The organism is Coprococcus sp. AF102-57 (assembly GCF_027686195.1).
Lineage (GTDB): Bacteria > Bacillota > Clostridia > Lachnospirales > Lachnospiraceae > Allocoprococcus > Allocoprococcus comes.
Genome location: NZ_JAQCSY010000048.1, coordinates 1 through 1,884, shown reverse-complemented (window position 1 = coordinate 1,884; position 1,884 = coordinate 1). Strand labels below are relative to the sequence as shown.

1 protein-coding gene and 1 pseudogene are annotated in these 1,884 nt (G+C 45.2%); both read right to left on the bottom strand.

All coding sequences use genetic code 11. From position 1 onward, the window contains the following. A pseudogene (locus PGZ10_RS16485) lies at positions 1 to 413 on the bottom strand (IS4 family transposase); the annotation flags it as partial. A 203-nt stretch (positions 414 to 616) separates the two neighbouring features. Continuing rightward, the gene (locus PGZ10_RS16480; protein ID WP_055249501.1) at positions 617 to 1,459 is read right to left on the bottom strand and encodes a D-amino acid aminotransferase; all 843 of its coding nucleotides are present in this window, start codon (positions 1,457 to 1,459) and stop codon (positions 617 to 619) included. Positions 1,460 to 1,884 lie beyond the last annotated feature (425 nt).

Genomic DNA, 1,884 nt, shown 5'->3' with positions numbered 1-1,884 from the left:
CAACAGTAGTAGTCTGGTGATGAGAAAGCCGGAGTGCTGAAAAAAGTGCAGGTAGAGCCATCGGCAGCCAGGAAACGGTAATGCGAATCCATAAAGGAAGCGGGCGGCAATTCCATGGAAGCGGAATTAAAGTGCCGGAATACAGCTTCCAGCGCATCAGGTTTAAGCTTTGCGCGCTGCTGGCTGAGAGCAGAAGCGGTTGGTATGGAAGAATCCAGTCCCCAGAAATCAAGCATCATTTCAACCCTGGTGGAAGATGAGCCTTGTGAAACGAGAAAGGAAATAAGTTTCTGGGCAGGGATTTTTTTGCTTCTCTTGAAATCGGAATCGGGATGGACAGCATACTGTGAAATATCAGAAACAATGTGTTCCACAGAAGAAAAAAACAGTTCTTTGATTTGTTGATGGATCATGATCATGTGCATCCTTGAGAAAGTGATATACCACTAATTCAAGGGCCGCTCTCGCTACCTCAACAAATTTATCAGTAGCGAGAGCGGCCGCACATTTTGCACCCTATGTCAACCCTTTGGGTAGCTTTTTTGAAAAAATTTGGGTTAGACCCACAATTAGGGGTGGCTGTCGCATTAGCTAATGCGACAGCCCTTCTGATCATTTACATGGTCTCATTTTCAAATTTTTCTGTATACTTTTTCTGGATCAAATCCACTAACTCCGGTGCCTTTCCTCCGATCGGGGTGCCGTTCATCTCGCAGACCGGGGAGCAGAATTTTGTGGAGCTGGAGACGATGATCTCGTCGGCATCCATCAGCTCTGCCATGGTAAAAGGTGTCTCGTCGACGATGATCCCGTTATCCTTGCAGATCTGGATGATGTGCATTCTTGTGATTCCCGGTAAAATATAGTGGTCTGTCGGGTGGGTCTTAAATACGCCGTCCTTGATGATGGAAACGTTGCTGTGGGCACACTCGGTGACGATATCACCGCGGTGGAAGACGCACTCGCCGCATCCGAGAGACTCCGCTTTCTCTGCCGCCATGACGTTGACGAGAAGGTTTAATGTCTTGATATTGCAGTGGAGGAAACGGGTGTCTTCCATGTCTGTAAGTTTCAGACGTTTGCTGGAGTCAGCCGATTTCCCAGGCTTCATGAAAATCCAGAGATTCGGCTTTGTGCCTGCAGCTGGGAACTGGTGCTGACGGATGCCGGTTCCCCGGGTCATCTGCCAGTAGATGAAGATATCCTTATCGTCCATTTTTGCCAGCATATCGTAGAGGATCGCCGCAAGCTCGTCCTTTGTGTAAGGGATATCGATCTTAATGAGTCCGGCGCTGTTGAAGAAACGGTCCAGGTGCTCTTTTAAAGCGAAGATCTTTCCGTTTCTCGCCAGTGTCGCCTCGTACACACCATCACCGAAATAACATGCGCGGTCGTTCATCGGAACGGTCATCTCTTCCAGAGGTCCGAATTTACCGTTGTAGTAGCCAAGTGTTTTCATTTACATTTCCTCCTGAATTTACGAAAAATTTTTTCGGATATAACTGAAATATTCTATCGCTATCATAGCATGGGACAGGAGGAAAGTAAAGGAAAGAGGAAGGATTTTAGCTAATGTTTTTGGACATATTGTATAAAAGGTCCTATATTTTACCATTGTCATATGTAAAAATTTTCTGTATTATATAGAATAATTATAACTGTTCAGTAGGTCTGCGCATTTACTGCGCTGACCGTAAGAAAAATTAGGCTGGAAGGCAAAAATCCTATCGGAGCAGCTGATTTGGAATGGATTTTTGCGCGTAATTGTGAGGGTACTGAACCAATGTCATTTAGTTAACGTTTAATAGGGAGCGAATTCTTACAGAACAAATTACAGATGGGCCTTAGTGGAACAGTTTTACAGATATGTTTACGATTTACTCA

Excerpts from the sequence above, each read along its gene's own strand:
- PGZ10_RS16480 (WP_055249501.1), bottom strand. The coding sequence starts at position 1,459 with ATGAAAACACTTGGCTACTACAACGGTAAATTCGGACCTCTGGAAGAG.